The following is a 19,853-nucleotide window of genomic DNA, read 5'->3' as shown; positions in this document are numbered from 1 at the left end:
TAAATTTTATACAGAGGAAGGCAACTGGGATCTCGTGGGGAACAACCTGAAAATTTTCTTTATCCGAGATGCTTTAAAATTCCCTGATTTGGTTCATGCCTTTAAGCCAGACCCCGTCACCAATCGTCAGGACGGCGAGCGTATCTTTGATTTTGTCTCACAATCACCTGAAGCGACGCATATGGTGACATTTCTCTTTTCACCGTGGGGCATCCCAGCAACATACCGGCATATGCAAGGCTCAGGTGTCCATGCGTACAAATGGGTGAATCATGAAGGAAAAGCGGTGCTGGTTAAATATCATTTTGAACCGAAACAAGGCATTCGCAATCTGACCCAAGAACAGGCGCAAGCGATTCAGGGAGAAAATTTTAACCATGCCACACAGGATTTATATGAAGCCATTGAGCAAGGAGATTATCCTGAATGGGAGGTATATGCACAGATCATGGAAGATGATGCCCACCCTCACCTCGACTTTGATCCGCTTGATCCGACAAAGCTTTGGTACAAGGATGACTATCCATGGAAACCAATCGGACGGATGGTATTAAACAAAAATCCTGAAAACTATTTCGCAGAAGTCGAGCAGGTTGCCTTTGGGACTGGTGTACTCGTAGATGGTTTGGATTTCTCAGATGATAAATTGCTTCAAGGCCGTACCTTCTCCTACTCTGACACGCAGCGATATCGTGTAGGACCAAACTATTTACAGCTGCCGATCAATGCACCGAAAAAGCATGTCGCCACCAATCAGAGAGACGGCCAAATGGAGTACCATGTCGATCAAGGCAAAGGGCAAAATCCCCATGTGAATTATGAACCATCGATCCTCGGGGGATTAAAAGAAGCCAAACAGGACGGAAAGGATCATACCCCTTTTGTAGAGGGTGAAGTCAAACGAGAAGCCATTGACCGCCCAAACAACTTCGGACAAGCGGGAGAAACATATCGCCGTTTTAATGATTGGGAGCGAGAGGAACTGATTAAGAACTTAGTCAACACCCTTGCGACATGTCAAAAGGACATTCAAGACCAAATGATCGAAAACTTTACAAAAGCAGACCCTGATTACGGAAAGCGTGTCGCTGACGGTTTAAAAGCCTTTAAACAAGAGCAGCCAAGCGGACCTATCGGCTCTACCGGCGCTGCTCAAGCCGTGGACGAAGCCATCAACAACAGCACACCATCAGATCCTTATTAATGAAAAAAAGAATGCAGCGGCGAGGCTGCATTCTTTTTGTATACATCTATTAAGCGTTTTGACCTTTTTTGATCCATTCTGCCACATTCACTGTACGTTTTGCCTGATGTTTCACAGCTGCTTCTGCATCCTCTTGGATTTTTCCATTTTGGTCAACAGTCACACTCACACCGTAAGGGTTGCCCCCTGCACCGTATAAGGAATCATCTGTGTATCCTGGAGCGGCAATAATTGCTCCCCAGTGGAACATTGTCGTATAAAGGCTGAGAACCGTCTGCTCCTGTCCGCCATTTGCATTTTGAGCTGAAGTCATCGCACTGACTGCTTTGTTTGCCAATTTACCTTGGAACCACAAGCCGCCTGTCGTATCTAAGAACTGCTTCATTTGAGCTGGCAGGTTACCGAAACGTGTCGGCATGCTAAAGATAATGGCATCTGCCCACTCTAAATCACTTAATTGAACCTCTGGCAAATCCTTTGTTTCGTCTAAATGTGCTTTCCATGCTGGATTTGAAGCTACAACTGCTTCTGGTGCCAATTCAGCAACCTTTAATACTTTAACTTCTGCGCCTGCTTCTTTTGCTCCAGCTTCAGCCCATTTCGCCATCTGATAGTTTGTACCTGTTGAACTATAATAAATAATCGCTAATTTTACGTTTTCCATTTGATCCATCTCCTTTTGTTTGTTTTGCCCAAAAAGCTTCTGTAAAAATCCCACCTGTATTCCCCACCTTATTTAAAATTGACGACGATACCATAAAGCCGCAGCATCGACTTCTTCTCTCGTTAACTGATGTCCGCGATTTTCCCAATGAAGTGTAACCGATGCGCCTGCACCCTGCAGCAATTGCTCCAGCTCCTGCGATTCCTCTGGACGGCACATTGGGTCATTTTCACCAGCTGCTATAAAGACTTGTTTCCCCGCTAATGAAGGCAATGAAACCCCGCGTCTTGGAACCATTGGATGATGCAGGATGGCTCCTTTTAAAGCATCCCCATAATGGAATAACAAGCTTCCAGCAATGTTTGCCCCATTGGAATATCCGATAGCCACCACATTGTGACGATCAAACCCATATTCATCGGCTGCTTCTCCGATAAATGTATACAGCTCCTCTGTACGAGCAATCAAATCCTGCTCATCAAATACGCCCTCTGCCAAACGTCTGAAAAACCGCGGCATGCCGTTTTCTAATACATTCCCTCTCACACTAAGAACAGATGCGTCAGGATCTACTATCTGTGCAAGCGGCAATAAATCTTCTTCCGTCCCGCCAGTTCCATGCAGTAATAGCAGAACAGGTCTTTGTTCATTCTTTCCTTTTCGAAAAAGATGCTTCATCATGAATCTCCTTTCCCTTTAACTTCTCTCACTTCAATTGGCAGTACAATTTGTTCAATCTGACTGCGCTGCGCCTCATATTGCGGTGGCAGTTTCAATGCTTCACCCATTGTTTCAACTGATTCGTCATGTGCAAACCCTGGAGGATCAGTGGCAATCTCAAATAATATGCCCCCAAGTTCTCTAAAATAAATGGCATTGAAGTAATTTCGGTCTTGCACAGGTGTCACTTGATACCCGCTTTGTGCAATATGTCTTTGCCAATCTAATTGGTCTTGATCATCTGTTGCTCTCCATGCAATATGGTGCACAACTCCAACACCCATACGTCCTCGTGGAACAGGTGTGATGTTCACATCAATGACATTGCCTATTTCGCCAAACGAACGGAATCTCACATAGTCTCCTTCTGCTCCGACTCTTTCAAGTCCCATCGTTTGCTCTAGCAGCTGCATCGTTTGTTCCGGCTGCGAAGTTAATAAAACAGCTCCGCCAAAACCTTTAATCGCTACATCTGGTGTGACACCGTTAAATGTCCACTCGTTTTGCTTTCCTTCCGCACGCTCTACTAGCTCAATCAATAAGCCATGTGGATCTTCAAATGAGAGAAAAGCTTCACCAAAACGTTCAACCATTTCATAAGAAACATTAAACTGCTCAAGACGATCCTTCCAAAAAGAGAAAGCGCCTGTCGGTACGACATATGTCGTCACGCCCACTTGCCCTGCACCAATTTGACCTTTTTGTGCTCCCGGCCAAGGGAAAAATGTAATAATGGTCCCTGGAGATCCGCCTTCATTTCCGAAATATAAATGGTATGTGCCTGGATCATCAAAATTCACGGTCTTCTTCACGAGACGAAGCCCTAAAACACCTGCATAAAAATCAACGTTCTCCTGAGGGTGACCTACAATAGCTGTAATATGATGAATTCCTTCTGTTTTTTTCACTTCTAATGACCTCCTAATCATGAAGTAATAAACCTCTATTCATTATGTCTTTACTGACGTCTTTATATTATCTCGAATTCGAGATATTAGATCAAAAAAATATATTTATCTCGAATTAAGGATATTATGTTTTTAAGTAAATGTCAATGATTTTTGTTTTTTCTTTTAAAAAAGCAGAGCTGCTTTGCCATAAACAGCCCTGTTTTTCCTTGATTATTTCAGTAATTTTTTCTTTTTTAAATAGGCTTTCGCTACCTGAAATGCATCCTTCCCCTTCACATTGACTTCATAATTCATTTCTCTCATCTCATCGTCTGTGATTTGCCCCGCAAGTTTATTGAGAGAGGTCTCAATCTCAGGGAATTCAGTTAATGTCTCCTGCCTGAGCAGCGGTGCTCCTTGATATGGCGGGAAAACATGCTGATCATCATCAAGCACCTTTAATTTGTATTGTCTCAATTCACTATCTGTCGAATACGCATCGACCAAATTGATATCTCCTTTCCGAATCGCTCGATAACGAAGCTTTGGCTCCATCGTCACGACATCATCAAAGGAAAATTGATAGGCTTTTTGAATGCCTCGATACCCATCCTGACGATCAGAAAACTCTAAGGTGAATCCAGCTTTTATACGGTTTTTGATCTTACCTAGATCTGAAATGTTGGACACCTTATATTGATCAGCCAGTGACTGCGGCACGGCTAAAGCATACGTATTGTTGTATGCCATGGGCTCAAGAAGGCGGAGCTGAAAGGATGATTCCAATCCACGCCGAGCTTGCTCATACACTTTTACTTTATCTGTGCTTTTTGCTGTTTCCTTGAGGAATTCAGAAATCGCTGTACCCGTAAACTCAGGATAAATGTCGATATCACCAGAGCGTAAAGCCTGAAAAACAAAGGACGTCTTACCAAGACCAGGCTTCAGGTTCACTTGAATATCTGTATCCTGTTCAATTAAAAGCTTATACATCGAGATCAAAATCTCAGGCTCTGAACCTAACTTTCCGCCAATGGTGATTTCTTTCTTTTCTTGCTGAAACAGCACGGGGGAAGCGACAACTGCTCCAGCAATCAGAGCAAAAACAGTCACAGAGATCACCGTCTTTTTAAAGGAAATCTTCTCAAAGGTTCGCAGCACCACATCAAATAAGAGTGCGAGTAAAGCAGCTGGTATCGCACCAATGACAATGAGCGACATATCATTTCGATCAATTCCCAGCAGGATTAAGCTTCCTAATCCCCCAGCCCCGATCAGTGCGGCCAGAGTGGCCGTTCCCACAATGAGAACCATCCCGGTTCGGATACCCGCCATGATCACTGGCATCGCAAGAGGGAGCTCCACCTTTAATAACCGTTTGCGATGATTCATCCCCATAGCAAGCGCCGCTTCTCTCAGGGAAGGATCAACCTCCTGAATGCCTGTATATGTATTTCTTAAAATAGGGAGTAAGGCATAGACCACAAGCGCAATAATGGCAGGCACTTGCCCAATCCCCACGAGAGGAATCAGCAAGCCAAGCAGTGCGAGCGACGGAATTGTTTGCAAGACAGCCGTCACCCCGATGACCCACTCCGCTAGCTTTGGAACCCTCGTTAAATAGATACCTAATGGAATGGCAATCAAAATCGCCAAAAATAAAGCAATAAAAGAAATTTGAATATGCTCAAGTAAGGCGTGTCCCAATTGTTCTTTTCGTTCCCATAACACACGAGTCCAATCATTCATGTGAATCGCCCCTCTCTCTAGGAGAATCAGCTAAAAACTGAATCACTGCTTGACGGTTCACTAGTCCTATCCGATCTCCATTCTTTTCAACAGCCAATTCCTCGTGCCTTGCCAATTGAGATAAGACTTCATCCAGTGTGGCATGTGCTGAGACCGCCTCATAGGATAAAAGAGCTTCGTGAGTCATCGGTTGCGCCAAGGTTTCCAGCTCAAATGCTTGATGTCCTACATGATGGGCAGCCCCTGAGACAAACTCCTGTACAAAGGCATTGGCTGGTTGCTGAACCAATTCCTCAGGACGTCCGATCTGCACTACTTTTCCTTCATTCATCACACAAATTCGATCACCCAGCTTCATAGCTTCCTGCATATCATGCGTCACAAAAACAATGGTTTTTTGAATACGGCGCTGCAAATCAAGCAGATCATCCTGCAATTTCTCCCTCGTTAGTGGATCTAACGCACTAAAAGGTTCATCCATCAGGACAATCTCAGGATCAGCTGCAAGTGCACGTGCCACACCGACACGCTGCTGCTGCCCACCAGAAAGCTCTGCTGGCTTTCGATGACGATACATAGCAGGATCAAGCCCGACCATCAACATGAGTTCATCGACACGCTGATTGGTCTCATTCCGGCTCCATTGTTTAAGCTCTGGCACCACAGCAATATTTTCTTCTATGGTCATATGAGGAAAAAGCGCAATTTGCTGCAAAACATAACCGATATCCCAGCGCAGCTCATACATATCATAATCACTTATTTTTTGACCTTTTATGTAAATCTCACCTTCTGTTGAAGAAATGAGACGATTGATCATTTTCAATGTCGTCGTTTTCCCGCTGCCACTAGGTCCAATCAATACAAAAAACTCACCTTGCTGAATCTTCAAATCAACAGATTGAACGGCATAGCGCTCATCAGAAAATTGCATCGATACCTTTTTAAATTCAATCATCTTCCCACGCCCTGACTGCAATTATTTTCTAGACTACCAATATGACAGATCAACCTCATATTTGTATAGAATAAACTGTCACTTTTACATACTTCCCCTCGGTTGACTGCCAAAAACAGTTCTAGCAAAAATAGATGAGATTCTTAGTGAGACAAATAAAAAAAGCGAAGAGCTCGGGGCTCTCCGCTTTTTAAGTCAACGACTTACTCACCAGTAACGTATGGAAGTAATGCCATTTGACGTGATCTTTTGATCGCTAATGTCAATTTACGTTGATACTTAGCGCTAGTTCCTGTTACACGACGAGGTAAAATTTTACCACGCTCAGAAACAAACTTTCTAAGAAGATCAACATCTTTGTAATCGATGTGCGTGATACCGTTAGAAGTAAAGAAACATACTTTACGACGTTTCGCACGACCGCCTCTGCGTCCACCTGCCATTTGTTTTCACACCTTTCCTTTAGTCATTTTTTCAGATCAATTAGAATGGCAAATCATCATCGGAGATGTCAATCGGTTTACCATCGTTCGCAAATGGGTCATCATTGAAGCTATTTCCCTGATTACGATTTTGGTTGTTTTGATTGCCATATGGATTTTGACTTGGTTCATTTCCAAATGGATTCTGATCGTTTTGGCTGCCGCCATAATACTGGCCTCCGCTATTGCCACCGCCGCTGTATCCACCTGAACCAGCACCGCCGCTCTTAGGCTCAAGAAATTGAACACTTTCAGCTTGAACTTCTGTCACGAAGACACGCTGTCCTTGCTGATTTTCATAGTTTCTTGTCTGCAAACGACCGTCTACACCGGCAAGACTTCCTTTTTTCAAGAAATTAGCCACGTTCTCGGCTTGTCTTCTCCAAGTAACACAGTTAATGAAATCGGCTTCACGCTCTCCAGATTGATTCGTAAACGTACGATTCACAGCTAGAGTAAACGTGGCTACAGCCGCACCATTAGGCGTGTAGCGAAGCTCAGGGTCTTTTGTTAGTCTTCCGACCAATACAACACGGTTTAGCATATTGAAAGACCACCTTTAAATATATATTTCAATGATTTATACTTCTTCTTTAACAACAATGTGGCGAATGATATCGTCACTGATCTTAGCTAAGCGGTCAAATTCTTGAACTGCTGCAGCGTCAGATTGAACGTTTACGATTTGGTAGAAACCGTCACGGAAATCGTTGATTTCGTATGCAAGACGACGTTTACCCCAATCCTTTGTTCCAGTGATCTCCGCACCGTTAGAAGTTAACACGTTATTGAAACGCTCGATAACTGCTTTTTTAGCCTCATCGTCAACTGTTGGGCGGATGATGTACATAACTTCGTACTTTCTCATCTGATTGCACCTCCTTTTGGTCTAAGCGGCCCTAAACGGGCAAGGAGCAATAAATTATATTACTCACAATTGTATATTATAACAAATCACTTGGCCTATGACAAGAACCTATACGTTAAAACGGAAATGAATGACGTCTCCATCTTTCACTACATATTCTTTACCTTCTAGACGAACTTTCCCTGCTTCTTTAGCAGCAGACATGCTTCCGCCAGCTAGTAAATCCTCATACGCAACCGTTTCAGCACGAATAAATCCACGCTCGAAGTCTGTGTGGATGATTCCAGCACATTCTGGCGCTTTCATTCCTTTTTTAAATGTCCAAGCACGTACCTCTTGCTCACCTGCTGTGAAATACGTAGCTAATCCTAGAAGAGAATAAGATGCTCTAATTAGCTGATCAAGCCCAGACTCATTAATACCAAGCTCTTCAAGGAACATTTGCTTCTCTTCTCCTTCAAGCTCTGCAATTTCAGACTCGATCTTCGCACAAACGACGATGACTTCAGCGTTTTCACCAGAAGCAAACTCACGGATTTGCTGCACATATTCGTTGCCGTCATGATCCGCTACTTCATCCTCACTCACGTTTGCTACATAAAGAACTGGTTTAGATGTGAGTAAATGAAGCTGTTTCACAAGCTTTTGCTGCTCATCTGTAAATTCTACAGATCTTGCCGATTTCCCAGCTTCAAACGCGGTCATTAGCTTCGACAAAATCTCAAATTCAGCTACCGCTTCCTTGTCCTTTTGTTTTGCAAGCTTGCTCACACGAGCTAAACGCTTTTCAACTGTTTCTAAATCAGCCAAAATCAATTCGAGATTAATCGTTTCAATATCTGCAACAGGATCAACCTTACCAGCTACGTGTGTAATGTTATCGTCTGCAAAAGCTCTGACCACGTGACAAATCGCATCTACTTGACGAATATGAGAAAGGAATTTATTCCCTAAACCTTCACCTTTAGATGCACCTTTGACAATACCCGCAATATCAGTGAATTCGAAAGCAGTGGGAACTGTCTTTTTCGGCTGCACCAATTCTGTTAGCTTTTGTAAACGCTCGTCTGGAACTTCTACAATTCCGACGTTTGGATCAATGGTACAAAACGGATAGTTAGCAGACTCCGCTCCAGCCTGTGTAATTGCATTAAATAGCGTTGACTTCCCGACGTTAGGTAAGCCAACAATACCAGCTGTTAAAGCCATTCTTTCATCTCCTCTATATCAAACGTGCTCGTTATACTGCGTAATATGAACCTAGAGCAATTATAAGTAGGTTTACATGAAAAGACAAGCTAACCATCATGCATTTTCAATAGAAGAAACATCGTCAAAAAGAATAAATCAATGCTTCAAAACGGAAAATTGCACCTGGCTTTGCTGTAGAAAAGACAAATTTAATAAAAAAAGCATGAGGCCTACTTAAACAGTTGGCTCCTCATGCTTGACGAGAATTTTCTTCATTTTTCGTTCAAAATCTCTTCTTGGGATCATCACGCTGTGTCCACAGCCTTCACATTTAATACGGATATCCATGCCCAAACGAATGACCTTCCACCGATTGGCACCACATGGATGGGGCTTTTTCATTTCAACAACATCATGTAACCCAAACGCTTTGTCTGCCATCAGGCTTCACCTCTCTTGCTCACTTCATTGCATCTATTGTACAAAAAAACGGCGATGTAGGGCAATGCACAAAACAAAGAGTCTCTTTCAATCGTTCATCCTATTCTTTTTTAAAGAAAAAACCCTTCTTTTAGATCATTTTATTTGTGACCAATAGTTACTTAAACTCCGCTTTTTTTCAATATTGTCACAAACACTGTAGGTCAAAAGGTTTTTATTGGTAGAACGCGGTGGTTTTTCCATATTTTTTGATTTATGATATCTGCATAAATGTTATGTGAGGGAGCAGGTACGATGGTCAATCGAAAGGATAGATTAACTGATAAAGAATATAAAATCATATCCGATCATGCTGGAAATATCGACAATTACCAGCAGCACCATACGATAGAAATAGGTCAGCAAACACTCACTGTCCACGATTTTCTAAAAATCGATCAAAAATTATATGGTTTAACGATGCAGCCGGAACAATCAGACGAACTCATCGTCGCTTTTCACTGTCCGCTGCCACATCAAATGACGGTGACATCTAAGCAAGATGTACACAACGCTGCACAGTCATTGCTCAAAACAGATTATGCCTATCCAATTGAAAGAAAGTCCCTTGACAGCAATCAAGAACATGTCTTTTTTAAAGGGAAGGAATACATAGAGAAAGTCTGTCAGAAGCATCCGAATGCAGGTATCCATCTCACTGGACAAGCACTTGCCGGTGCTGTTTGTGCTTATGTTGCAACAGAACAGCCAGCTGTCAAAAAAGCCGTCACCTTTGACAGCCCAAATATATGGAGCAGTCTATCGCCTTCGATTCAGCAAAAGGCGCAGCAAGGTCAATATACACACATGTTGACTGAATATATTCAGCCTAGTCATTACGTCGGTTTACTCAATCGTCATGATCAAGGGGTTGGACAAGTCAAGTACACCGTACCGCCAAAGCAGCAAGGCTCAGTCCAAGAATCCGTTAAATACAAAAAAAGAGAAATAGACACCTTTTTAAAATCAGCCTTTGCATCTATGAATATAGAATGGAACGAATCCTTTGATACAAATGCTTTTTTAGCTCTCGTTTCAGGAGAATTTAAAGCAAATGGATATTCATTCCATCCGAATGGATCTGCCCGTATTTTAGATGAACAGCTTGATCATAATACAAGTTTTACAGCCATGCTGCTGCAAGAAATTCATTCTGGACGTGCATATGCACAAAGCGGGCTTGAAATTATCATAAAATCCCATTTACTGAAAAATTCATCCTATGATCTGCAAAGTATTATTGAACATGAAGTACACACTGTATTTGAAAAAATCGATGGAATTGATGAAAGCGTAAAAGACGCCGTTCATCATGTAAAACAAGAGCTCAAAGGACTCGTCGGCTTTGGCCACTATGATTTATTAAGTCATAGTGATGTGGAAGCACTCGTAGAGGAAGTGAGAATGGAACAGACCCATTCCTCCTTTTATTCACACGAAAAACAACTGAATGCCTTGTACACCCTGAGAGATTACGAACAAGAGCTTTCTACCCTTTCAAGACATATGTACACAATGGGTGATGACTACGCCAAGGCAGATAGACGCCTTGCGGTGCAAATGGGTATTCATTAAGAAAGGAGTCATCGCATGATCAATCAAAATAAACCTCCTAGTGACGCCCAGCGTTTCTTGCAAAATGTGAGTGCCCGCCGCTCCATGTCTGTATTTGAAAATCAATCGGCACCACACACACAAACACAGTCTCCTGAAGAAATTGCCGCCATTCAGGCCATGCGCAGAGAAGGACAGCGTAAGGATTTAAAACGGCTGCTCAAAATGCGGCTGCACGACGAATTAGCAAATACACGCGTGCACTTGGAGTATCAGTTGGCTAAAACAGAAGACATGATAAACCAGACGACCATTGTCAAACAACACATTTCCCAGCATTTAAAGGGACAGGCCATTTCTGAATTAGAGGATCGCCTCCAGCGTCTTAAACAAATGCCTGTCTACGATGACATCAAAGAAGCTATTGATTCAATTCAGATCAAATAAGCACAGCTCTTAAAAAGAGAGGTGCTTATTTTATTTTATCAATATAATTTTTAGGGCGAGAAAATATCTTTTTACTTAAAATCGGATACAGCATTAAACAGACGAGCAAATAAAGATTCAACAAACTATAAATTGGATACAAGAAAGCAATCAAATCAGCAAAGCCAAGAGATGTTAAAGGTGCCATCAAAAGAAGCATTACCAATACAACCAGCCAGCGGGGCATTCGTACAAAAGAAAGCATCCGGCTGGATAATCCAAATAAACCTGCTGCCGTCGTCGTATAAATGGCTAGACAAAGGACAACCGTCATAAACACAAACAAAGACGCCGGCGCCCCTTCTAATACTGTAAACAAAGGAATTCCCTCTGCTGAAAGGCTTCCAGAAATATCAACTAGTATTTCGTTATACACATACGAGATGACACCAAAAATGAGACCGCTTAATATACTCGCCACTTTGGCTTCCCCAAGCCCCTTCATTTCTTTCCCAACCGAAGACAGCACTGCCACAACGGATAATATATTCAAAGAAGCAAAGACAATGCTGGCAGGCCAATTGTACTGCTGTCCAAAATCAATCCGCCACATATGATCATGGTTCATATAATAAAAAACAAACGCATAGATGAGCCCTGCCACCAAAATTGGTATAATGAAAGCATTCACAGATAAAAGCCCTTTCACATCCCAGAAAAAAATCATAAACGAAAACAAACAGAACGCGCCGATGCCAATCCAAAAAGGCACATGATACATCTCAAGAGTCACCCCGCCGCCGGCAATCATGACCGTCGTTGTCGTGAATAAATAAAGAACAATTAACACGTCATACACCTTAGCCAGCCATGGACCGACAAGCCGCTCCAGCACTGGCACAAAGTGATCGGCACGCACCTCATAACTGATTTTTAACACCACATAGGTAGACAGCATAAACATCAATGTAAACAGTAGAATGGCTAGTCCGCTATCAATGCCAAAAAACTGCCAAATTTCCTGACCGGAAGCATATCCCGCTCCTATTAAGCTTCCTAAAATTAAAAGCGTCCACCTTGAACCAGCCTTCCACACAATCATCACCTCATAGGTATAGAATTAAGCTTGTTTCCGTATACTGTTACTAACTACTATGACAAGGAAGTGAGACCTATGAATAGCAAGAACGGTCTTTTTTTTAGAAATAGGGTGAAAGAATACGTGTCCCATACGGATACAAATGCCATTCAACAGCTTAAAAGTATTTTATTCTCGCATCTTCAGAAAGCAGGAAAAAGACCCGTTGCCATCGTTTGTATTGGAACAGACCGCTCAACTGGCGACTCTCTAGGTCCACTTGTTGGTACAAAGCTTTCAGGTCTGAATTTGAAAAAGCTTCATGTATATGGAACACTCTCTGATCCAGTGCATGCAGTCAATTTAAAAGAAAAACTCGCTGAAATTGAACAAGCTCATAAACACCCGTTTATTGTAGCGGTTGATGCCTGCTTAGGAAGAGTGAAAAGTGTCGGTTCCTTCCAAATTGGAGATGGACCGTTAAAGCCCGGGGCTGGTGTGCAAAAAGAACTGCCAGAGGTAGGAGATATTCATATTAATGGAATCGTCAATGTGAGTGGTTTCATGGAATACTTCGTTCTCCAAAACACACGTCTTCATCTTGTCATGTCTATGGCCAATACACTTTCTGAAAGTCTATCTCACATTGACCAAATGGATTGGACGAGAGAAAAAAGCAGGTCTCTCTTCACACCTATTCAAAATATCACTGGGCGAATATAAAAAAGACCATCCTGTATCAAGATGGTCACTCTGATGATTCCCTCGTAGAAAGCAATTCAAGGATTCTTTCTAAATCTTCATTGGAGAGAAATTCAATCTCAATTTTCCCTTTTTTCTTTTGTTTCTTGATCGTCACGGAAGTACCAAAGTAGTTTTGTAAGAAAGACTCTCTTTCTTTCAACACTCGATCCTTTGGTGCTTCTTTTTTCTTTGTTTCACGTGGAACATTTTCGTTTAACTGCTGCACAAGTTTCTCAACCTGGCGTACGTTTAATCCCTCATCCACGATTTTCTTTACTAAAGGCGCCAGCTTATTTTTGTTTTTTAAGCTAAGCAATGTCCGGCCATGTCCCATTGATAACGTTCCATTTTCAATCAGCTTTTGTATGTCATCCGGTAAAGTCAACAGACGGAGATGGTTCGCAATATGCGGTCTGCTTTTCCCTAATCGCTTCGCTAATTCCTCTTGCGTCACACTTAGATGATCCAGCAAGGAAGCATACGCTTCGGCTTCCTCTAGTGGAGATAGATCCTCGCGCTGCAGGTTTTCTAAAAGGGCAATTTCTCTCATCAGCGTTTCTGAAAACTCTCGAACGATCGCAGGAATTGTTGTCAGACCAGCTTGTTGTGCCGCGCGAAAACGGCGCTCCCCTGCTACAATGTCATATCCTTTAATCGATTTACGAACAATGATTGGCTGTAAAACACCGTGCTGCTGAATCGATTCTTTCAGATTAGACAACGCATCATCATCAAACGTTTTCCTTGGCTGATACGGATTCGGGCGCAAATCCTTTAGTTTGATTTCTTCAACCGTTTCTTCATTTGAGTCTACGTTGTTAAATAGTGCATTAATACCCTTTCCAAGACCTTTAGCCATTCGCATCCACTTCCTTTGCTAAGTCTAAATAGACATCTGCACCTCTTGAACGTGGATCATACAAGATAATCGGCTTTCCATGACTTGGCGCTTCACTCAGTCTCACATTTCTAGGAATCACGGTTTGATAGACTTTATCTCTAAAGTACTTCTTCACTTCTTCAATAACCTGAATCCCAAGATTTGTTCTGGCATCAAGCATTGTCAGTAAGACACCTTCAATGGCTAGATCGGTATTTAAATGTTTCTGCACGAGACGAACTGTGTTTAACAATTGGCTCAATCCTTCAAGCGCATAATATTCGCACTGAACTGGTATTAAAACGGAATCAGAGGCAGTTAACGCATTAATCGTCAGTAGTCCAAGTGATGGCGGGCAGTCAATAATCATATAATCATAATTCTGCTTAACAGATTCAAGTGCTCTCTTCAGCCTCACTTCACGTGAGATTGTAGGCACAAGCTCTATTTCAGCCCCTGCAAGCTGTATCGTCGCAGGAATGACATCAAGATTCTCGACCTCTGTCGTCTTAATCACATCAAGAACATCTGCATCATCAACTAAAATATCGTACACACACTTCTCTACGTCGGCCTTCTCAATCCCAATACCACTCGTGGCATTGCCCTGCGGATCAATATCAACTAACAACACTCGTTTGCCTATGTATGCTAAACACGCACCCAAATTAACAGAAGTTGTCGTCTTCCCGACGCCGCCCTTCTGGTTGGTAATCGCTATGATTTTTCCCACGATGTCACCCACTTTCAACTTAACAAGTTTCTCATTCATTCATACTTCCTATTCTATCAAAAAAAGTATGAAACGTTTGCTTTTTTTGTTTCCCTATTATAAATTCGTCGGTGAATGTGCCTTTTCGTACATAAAAGGATGAATGAAAACACACCCGAAAAGTATATTGATATAGCTTTTTCAAGAAATAGACATGCTCAAAACCCTCACTTTCATCAAAAGTGAGGGTCACATGTCAAAAGTTTAATTCACCTATTTTACGGCCTTCACTCACAATGACCTTAGGAGTTACTGTTTTATAGCTTTTCTTTTTTAAAAATCCGTAGGGTGTCTTAATGGTAAAGGCCGCATGTCCCAATGCGTCCCCTGTTTTGCCATAGGCCTGCCACACAATCTTTGAACAATAAGTCGGATCCAGTGATTGAATGGACATGGTGATCGAGTAGCGAGCCTTCGGATGACCTTTCACATAATCGTGTGCCCATTCTCCTGCTAAATCTGCCTTTTCCTCTTGATTAATCCGAATTACCTTTGTATTGGCACTATAGCGAAACCAGTTATGAATGGAATCTAGTTGCGGATGCTGCCGTAACCCTGGAATAGAAGCATAGCTTTTCTCATTAATGACGATACCTGCATGTCCAACCAACCCCTTCACAGCATCAGTGGTTGTCACCAAAATATCTCCTCTTTTAGGGATAATATCGGTACCAGGATACGGCTTTCCTAAGAGGAGCTTGAGAGTGTGCGGCTTTTCATCTGTCACCAGCTCATCCTGCTTATTTTGTCGTAATCCATAGTTCTTCAAATCATCGTCAGCTGTAATCAAGTCGATCGAATCGTCGGAAGACGCATAGTCTTGATTGAATTGCTGTACAGTCACATCTTTAGAAACTGCACCTTGCTCCTTCAGAACGTTCAATTCTTCGTTGGTCATCAAACTTTCATCCGCATGATGAGCCGTTGGCGATTTCACAGCGTATATTGTCGCTTCATTTGAAAAAAGAGAAAAAGATAATAGTAAATAACAAATAATGGCGAAAGTAGTCTTCTTCATTTTCATCAAGTAGTTGTCACCTCCTTTACACTTCTAAAATCATATTTTACCAATTTATAAATATAATGTATATTGAATGTGTGCTAGAAATAAGACAAAAAAAAGCTGACGAGTGGCGCTCATCAGCTTTTTTCTATTTAGGGATTCGAATTGTTAATTGGATATATTCCTCAAACTCTTCTTCCTCGGTATTTATCTTAAGTCCGCTGTCTTCCACCATGTGGAGAGACTGACGAATAGTATTCATCGCAATTCGTGTATCACGACTAAACGCCTTACGTTTTGGCTTCGGTTTGCGATCTGTTTTTTGTTCAAGCATCTTCACTACACGCTCTTCAGTCTGTTTCACATTCAACTGCTTTTCGATGATTTCCTGCAATAGCGCGATTTGTAATTCTGGAAGCTTTAGGGGCACAAGTGAACGTGCATGTCTTTCAGAGATTTTTTTCTCTAAAATGGCTTGTTGTACCTCTTCAGGCAACTTTAAAAGTCTTAATTTGTTTGCAACAGTTGATTGTCCCTTGCCTAAACGCTGAGCAAGCGCCTCTTGTGTTAAATCATGGAGCTCTAAAAGACGTGCATAAGCATGAGCCTCCTCAATAGCAGACAGCTCTTCTCTTTGCAAATTTTCAATCAATGCCACAGATGCCGTTTCCGTATCAGTAAAATCTTTTATAATAGCGGGGATTTTCTCCCATTGAAGAGTCTGTACCGCTCTCCAACGTCTTTCGCCGGCGATCAGTTCATATTTTCCTTCTTCTTCTGTTGGTCTAACAACAATCGGTTGGATAATGCCATGGGTATGAATCGTCGTGGCCAGCTCTTGTATCTTTTCTTCTGAAAAAATGGTGCGTGGCTGAAAACGGTTTGGCATAATTGTGTTGACCGGGAGCTCCTGTATCTCTTCCTTTAATGTATCATGCTCAGCAATCTCTGCCTCTATTTCGGTTTCACGCTCAGGATGTTCTTTGTCACCAAGCCCGAAGAAGCGTGAGAGTGAATGCTTCATGAACCTACACCACCTTTAAAAACTACCTTTTTATAATTCTATTTTCTCATGTTTTTTCCTTCTGTAAAATCATAAATATTGAAGAAAAACCGACCTTTTACATGATCAACCTTCTATTGGTGATTTATTAGGTGTTCCTGGTTTTCTAGGATATTTTTTTGGTGTTTGCTTTTTCTTTTCAATGACAATGATGTTCCGTTCGCTTTCTTCTAAAGGCAGAACAAAGGAATGCTTCTCAACAACCTCTCCTCCGAGGACTGTGACGGCTTTTTTCCCTGCTTGCATTTCTTCGTCAGCGGCAGATGCTTTTAAGGCAACAAACAATCCTTCCTTTTTCACTAGAGGCAGACAAAGTTCGCTCAAGACAGATAAACGTGCAACTGCTCTAGCAGTGACAAGATCATAGCTTTCACGCTTTTCCTTACGTTGTCCAAACGTTTCCGCACGATCATGATAAAAAGTAGTATCTTGTAAGTTTAATCCTTTTGCTAACTCATTGAGAAACGTAATTCGTTTCTGAAGAGAATCAACAATGGTCACATGTAGATGAGGGAAACAAATTTTAAGAGGAATGCTTGGAAAACCAGCACCAGCTCCAATATCACAAATCGTCGTCACTTTGTGAAAATCAATAAAAAATGCCGCTGATATTGAATCATAAAAATGCTTTAAATACACTTCTTCCTTTTCAGTAATGGACGTTAAATTCATTTTCTCGTTCCATTCTACAAGCATGCGGAAGTAGGTTTCAAATTGTTCAAGCTGCACAGGAGAAAGAGTGATCCCTTTCTCCTCTAGTGCCGCTGTAAATTGTTCAATGTTCATGCCGACATCCTTTCTATTCTGCTATCTTCGCAATACGCCCCTGCTCTAAATATACTAAAAGGATAGAAATATCAGCAGGGTTAACGCCTGAAATACGAGAAGCCTGTGCAACAGAAAGCGGTCGGACTTCTTTCAGCTTTTGTTTCGCTTCAGTTGCAATTCCTTTGATGGCGTCATAATCAATTCGATCAGGAATCTTTTTGTTCTCCATCTTTTTCAGTTTTTCAACTTGCTGGAGTGACTTTTCAATATAACCTTCGTATTTAATTTGAATCTCTACCTGCTCACACACATCAGAAGGAAGCGGTGTTTCAGCAGGAGCTAATTTCACAACAGATTCATAGTTCATTTCTGGACGCTTCATCAAATCGCTTGCACGAATACCGTCCTTCAGCTCACTTCCTCCGAGTGAACGAATAAATTCTTGAGTCTCTGCTGTTGGTTTAATGATGACAGAATATAAACGTTTTTTCTCTGCTTCGATGGCTTCTTTTTTCTGCTGGAATGACTGGAATCTTTCTTCAGAAATTAATCCAATTTGATACCCAAGTTCAGTTAATCTTAAATCAGCATTGTCATGACGTAGAAGTAGACGATACTCAGCACGTGATGTCAAGAGACGGTACGGTTCATTTGTTCCTTTTGTGACAAGGTCATCGATGAGAACACCGATATATGCATCAGATCGGCTTAAAATGACTTCTTCTTTACCTAATGCTTTTCTTCCTGCATTAATACCTGCCATAATCCCTTGACCTGCTGCTTCCTCATAACCGGACGTACCATTAATTTGGCCGGCTGTATATAATCCAGAAATTTTCTTCGTCTCAAGTGTAGGCCACAATTGAGTAGGTACAATCGCATCATACTCGATGGCATAACCCGCTCTCATCATTTGTACATTCTCGAGTCCTGGGATGGTTGAAAGCATGCGCTGCTGTACATCCTCAGGAAGACTTGTAGACAATCCTTGAACATAAACTTCCTGTGTATTACGACCTTCTGGCTCTAAGAAAATTTGATGTCTCGGTTTATCATTGAAACGCACCACTTTATCTTCGATGGACGGGCAGTATCTAGGGCCAGTTCCTTTAATCATACCTGAATACATTGGAGAACGGTGTAGATTCTCATCAATTATTTGATGAGTCTCTAAACTCGTGTATGTTAGCCAGCATGGCAGCTGGTCAGTAATATATTCAACCGTTTCATAGGAGAATGCCCGCGGGACATCATCACCTGGTTGAATTTCTGTTTTACTATAGTCAATCGAGTGACTATTCACTCGAGGAGGTGTTCCTGTTTTAAAGCGAACCAAATCGAATCCTAGTTCTGCTAAATGATCCGATAATTTAATGGAAGGCTGCTGGTTATTTGGACCGCTTGAATACGAAAGGTCTCCTAAAATAATGCGGCCTTTTAAGAAAGTCCCTGTTGTTAATACAACAGACTTCGCACGATAGTTCGCCCCTGTTTGAGTAACAACACCTTTACATTCATCATCTTCTACAATTAAATGATCTACCATACCTTGCAACATTGTCAGGTTTGGTTCATTTTCCATTGTTTTTTTCATTTCATGCTGATATTGGAACTTATCTGCTTGCGCTCTTAACGCACGGACAGCAGGTCCTTTCCCCGTATTCAGCATGCGCATTTGAATATGCGTCTTATCTATATTTCGTGCCATTTCTCCGCCTAGAGCATCAATTTCTCTGACGACAATCCCTTTTGCGGGGCCGCCTACGGACGGATTACATGGCATAAAAGCAACCATATCGAGGTTGATAGTCAATACAAGTGTTTTGGCGCCCTGTCTTGCAGATGCAAGAGCAGCCTCAACTCCAGCATGACCGGCACCCACGACGATTACGTCATAATTGCCAGCTTCATAACCCATTTCTTATGTTCCTCCCTTTACTTTCCTAAACAGAATTGAGAGAATAACTGATCAATCAAGCTTTCATGAACAGCATCCCCAATAATTTCACCCAGCTGTTCCCAGCAGCGTGTTAAATCTATTTGAACTATGTCGATCGGTACGTCCATTTCAATTCCTTCAAGAGCATCCTCAATGGATTGTTTTGCTGCCTGAAGGAGCGCAATATGCCTTGTGTTACTTACATACGTTAAATCTCCACTTTCAATTGAACCCGTGAAGAATAGTGATTGAATCGCAATTTCAAGCTCATCAATCCCCTTTTCTTGTAATAATGATGTCGTAACCACCGGACGATCCTTCGCTAACTGCTTGACCTTTTCAATATCAAGCTTAGGCTCAAGATCTGTCTTATTCACGATCACGATGATATCCATGCCTGAGACTGCCAAGGCAACACTA

At 42.0% G+C, this 19,853-nt stretch carries 21 protein-coding genes and 1 pseudogene; 4 read left to right on the top strand and 18 right to left on the bottom strand.

Translation table 11 applies throughout. The features are described from left to right. Nucleotides 1-1,204, top strand: a 1,204-nt coding sequence (locus AOQ70_RS04405) for a catalase (RefSeq protein WP_059374973.1), incomplete at its 5' end; no start/stop codon positions are given. Nucleotides 1,205-1,253: 49 nt separating this feature from the next. Here the strand turns inward: AOQ70_RS04405 and wrbA are convergent. From wrbA to AOQ70_RS04355, 10 genes are all read right to left on the bottom strand, one after another. Continuing rightward, nucleotides 1,254-1,868: an NAD(P)H:quinone oxidoreductase gene (wrbA, locus tag AOQ70_RS04400; RefSeq protein ID WP_059374976.1), complete on the bottom strand. Its 615-nt coding sequence runs from the start codon at nt 1,866-1,868 to the stop codon at nt 1,254-1,256. 72 nt (nt 1,869-1,940) lie between these two features. Next, nucleotides 1,941-2,549 carry an alpha/beta hydrolase gene (locus AOQ70_RS04395; protein WP_039182909.1) on the bottom strand — a complete coding sequence of 203 codons (609 nt, stop codon included), beginning with the start codon at nt 2,547-2,549 and terminating at the stop codon, nt 1,941-1,943. Continuing rightward, nucleotides 2,546-3,517 carry a ring-cleaving dioxygenase gene (locus AOQ70_RS04390; RefSeq protein WP_039182911.1) on the bottom strand — a complete coding sequence of 324 codons (972 nt, stop codon included), beginning with the start codon at nt 3,515-3,517 and terminating at the stop codon, nt 2,546-2,548. The genes AOQ70_RS04395 and AOQ70_RS04390 overlap by 4 nt, the downstream gene beginning before the upstream one ends. Before the next feature lie 192 nt (nt 3,518-3,709). Continuing rightward, nucleotides 3,710-5,227, bottom strand: coding sequence for an osmoprotectant update ABC transporter permease/substrate-binding subunit OpuFB (opuFB, locus tag AOQ70_RS04385; RefSeq protein WP_059374972.1), 1,518 nt, complete (start codon nt 5,225-5,227; stop codon nt 3,710-3,712). Beyond that, complete coding sequence (locus AOQ70_RS04380) at nt 5,220-6,185, bottom strand: ABC transporter ATP-binding protein (protein WP_059374969.1); 966 nt, start codon at nt 6,183-6,185, stop codon at nt 5,220-5,222. Before AOQ70_RS04380 ends, opuFB begins: the two co-directional genes overlap by 8 nt. A 203-nt stretch (nt 6,186-6,388) precedes the next feature. Continuing rightward, the gene (gene rpsR / locus AOQ70_RS04375) at nt 6,389-6,628 is read right to left on the bottom strand and encodes a 30S ribosomal protein S18 (RefSeq protein ID WP_008359105.1); all 240 of its coding nucleotides are present in this window, start codon (nt 6,626-6,628) and stop codon (nt 6,389-6,391) included. A gap of 40 nt (nt 6,629-6,668) precedes the next feature. Then, nucleotides 6,669-7,211 carry a single-stranded DNA-binding protein SsbA gene (gene ssbA, locus AOQ70_RS04370; RefSeq protein ID WP_007497456.1) on the bottom strand — a complete coding sequence of 181 codons (543 nt, stop codon included), beginning with the start codon at nt 7,209-7,211 and terminating at the stop codon, nt 6,669-6,671. Between the two features lie 36 nt (nt 7,212-7,247). After that, nucleotides 7,248-7,535, bottom strand: coding sequence for a 30S ribosomal protein S6 (gene rpsF / locus AOQ70_RS04365; protein ID WP_024424058.1), 288 nt, complete (start codon nt 7,533-7,535; stop codon nt 7,248-7,250). A gap of 108 nt (nt 7,536-7,643) precedes the next feature. Further along, the gene (gene ychF, locus AOQ70_RS04360; protein ID WP_058837887.1) at nt 7,644-8,744 is read right to left on the bottom strand and encodes a redox-regulated ATPase YchF; all 1,101 of its coding nucleotides are present in this window, start codon (nt 8,742-8,744) and stop codon (nt 7,644-7,646) included. 216 nt (nt 8,745-8,960) lie between these two features. Beyond that, entirely contained in the window at nt 8,961-9,167 is a 207-nt protein-coding gene (locus AOQ70_RS04355) for a DUF951 domain-containing protein (RefSeq protein ID WP_059374968.1), read from the bottom strand. Nucleotides 9,168-9,461: 294 nt separating this feature from the next. On the opposite strand from AOQ70_RS04355, the gene AOQ70_RS04350 reads away from it, so the two are divergent. Then, the gene (locus AOQ70_RS04350) at nt 9,462-10,781 is read left to right on the top strand and encodes a hypothetical protein (RefSeq protein ID WP_059374965.1); all 1,320 of its coding nucleotides are present in this window, start codon (nt 9,462-9,464) and stop codon (nt 10,779-10,781) included. Between the two features lie 15 nt (nt 10,782-10,796). Continuing rightward, nucleotides 10,797-11,207, top strand: coding sequence for a hypothetical protein (locus tag AOQ70_RS04345; RefSeq protein WP_039182926.1), 411 nt, complete (start codon nt 10,797-10,799; stop codon nt 11,205-11,207). 25 nt (nt 11,208-11,232) lie between these two features. On the opposite strand, the gene AOQ70_RS04340 is transcribed toward AOQ70_RS04345, so the two are convergent. Continuing rightward, entirely contained in the window at nt 11,233-12,288 is a 1,056-nt protein-coding gene (locus AOQ70_RS04340; protein ID WP_080967203.1) for a YkvI family membrane protein, read from the bottom strand. A 72-nt stretch (nt 12,289-12,360) separates the two neighbouring features. Between AOQ70_RS04340 and yyaC the strand changes: the two genes are divergently transcribed. Further along, the gene (gene yyaC / locus AOQ70_RS04335; protein WP_058837885.1) at nt 12,361-12,987 is read left to right on the top strand and encodes a spore protease YyaC; all 627 of its coding nucleotides are present in this window, start codon (nt 12,361-12,363) and stop codon (nt 12,985-12,987) included. 25 nt (nt 12,988-13,012) lie between these two features. Here the strand turns inward: yyaC and AOQ70_RS04330 are convergent, their stop codons facing one another. The 7 genes and pseudogenes from AOQ70_RS04330 to AOQ70_RS04300 all read right to left on the bottom strand — a co-directional run. Next, on the bottom strand, nt 13,013-13,867 hold the full coding sequence (locus AOQ70_RS04330; RefSeq protein WP_059374963.1) for a ParB/RepB/Spo0J family partition protein: 855 nt from the start codon (nt 13,865-13,867) through the stop codon (nt 13,013-13,015). Beyond that, nucleotides 13,860-14,621 carry a sporulation initiation inhibitor protein Soj gene (gene soj / locus AOQ70_RS04325; RefSeq protein WP_008360890.1) on the bottom strand — a complete coding sequence of 254 codons (762 nt, stop codon included), beginning with the start codon at nt 14,619-14,621 and terminating at the stop codon, nt 13,860-13,862. Before soj ends, AOQ70_RS04330 begins: the two co-directional genes overlap by 8 nt. Nucleotides 14,622-14,856: 235 nt before the next feature. Beyond that, nucleotides 14,857-15,684, bottom strand: coding sequence for an orthopoxovirus pf05708 family protein (locus AOQ70_RS04320; RefSeq protein WP_059374975.1), 828 nt, complete (start codon nt 15,682-15,684; stop codon nt 14,857-14,859). Between the two features lie 127 nt (nt 15,685-15,811). Beyond that, the gene (gene noc / locus AOQ70_RS04315) at nt 15,812-16,687 is read right to left on the bottom strand and encodes a nucleoid occlusion protein (protein WP_041089376.1); all 876 of its coding nucleotides are present in this window, start codon (nt 16,685-16,687) and stop codon (nt 15,812-15,814) included. Nucleotides 16,688-16,792: 105 nt separating this feature from the next. Next, entirely contained in the window at nt 16,793-17,512 is a 720-nt protein-coding gene (gene rsmG, locus AOQ70_RS04310; protein WP_024424068.1) for a 16S rRNA (guanine(527)-N(7))-methyltransferase RsmG, read from the bottom strand. Between the two features lie 13 nt (nt 17,513-17,525). Beyond that, nucleotides 17,526-19,412, bottom strand: a complete 1,887-nt coding sequence (gene mnmG, locus AOQ70_RS04305; RefSeq protein WP_039182934.1) for a tRNA uridine-5-carboxymethylaminomethyl(34) synthesis enzyme MnmG — start codon at nt 19,410-19,412, stop codon at nt 17,526-17,528. A gap of 17 nt (nt 19,413-19,429) precedes the next feature. Beyond that, nucleotides 19,430-19,853 (bottom strand): annotated as a pseudogene (locus tag AOQ70_RS04300) (tRNA uridine-5-carboxymethylaminomethyl(34) synthesis GTPase MnmE); the annotation flags it as partial.

The organism is Bacillus sp. AM 13(2015) (genome assembly GCF_001518755.1).
GTDB classification, from domain to species: Bacteria; Bacillota; Bacilli; order Bacillales; family Bacillaceae; genus Bacillus; species Bacillus safensis.
This window is presented reverse-complemented; position numbering and strand designations above follow the sequence as displayed.